Raw genomic sequence first — 910 nt, forward strand, 5'->3', positions numbered from 1 at the left:
GTGCCTGAACCACCCACAATAGATGATGCCGCGCCTAATGCAACTAAACCAGAATAAGAAGCCGCAGTACTACTACTATTAATAAGTGCACCACCTGAAGATATGCCCGTGCCACGAATAGTTAGAGTGCCACTATTAGTTAATGCTTGGCCATTTAAATCAAGAACAGCACCAGAGGTAATCGAAACAGCACCAGCACCGGTTGAGGGTCCTAAAGCTGCTGCGTTACCAGCTTTTAATGTACCCGCGGAGATGGTTGTTGTACCGGTGTAGGTGTTGGCATTGCTCAGGGTGAGAGTGCCAGATCCAGTCTTTGTGAAGCCGTATGCACCTGTTGATGAAATAACACCAGATATTTCAAGAGCACCTGTCGCAGAAATTGTTGAATTGGCAGCTAAAGAAACATTGCCACTCCAAATGCTTCCCAATCCAGACTGAGTTGAAAGGAATGAGCCATTTATTGTTAGATCTTCACCGGCCACACTCAAGCCAGGTGATAACAATAATTCTGCACTACCACCGTTAATTACAGTCCCGCCACTTGTTGATCCAAGTGCTGTTGAATCTCTAATAATCAGAAGGCTATCATTCACAATCATCTGACCGCTGAATAAGTTAGCAGCGTCTAGACTTAAGGTACCACCCCCAGAGAATGTAAGACCACCTGTTCCGGAAATAACTCCAGCTAAAGTTAAGTCTGATGAGGTATCAACATAGATAAAACTATCAGCAGACAATGTAATTGTTCCAGATACAGAGCTAGAGCCCGTGCTGACCTTTAATGTACCGCCGTTAATAGTGATTGCTTCTGTGAGAACAGCTACGTTCTGAAGATCAAGAGTTGCACCACTAGCAATCGTGGTGCCGGCAGCTGTAGTACCAAGACCTGTGGCATTAGTGATAGCTAGCG

At 45.3% G+C, this 910-nt stretch carries 1 protein-coding gene; it reads right to left on the minus strand.

Features of this window, described 5'->3' with window-relative positions; translation table 11 throughout:
• On the minus strand, window positions 1–910 hold a 910-nt coding region (locus ICN25_RS09890; protein WP_216182534.1), incomplete at both ends, for an autotransporter-associated beta strand repeat-containing protein.

Source organism: Polynucleobacter sp. 80A-SIGWE (genome assembly GCF_018882295.1).
Lineage (GTDB): Bacteria > Pseudomonadota > Gammaproteobacteria > Burkholderiales > Burkholderiaceae > Polynucleobacter.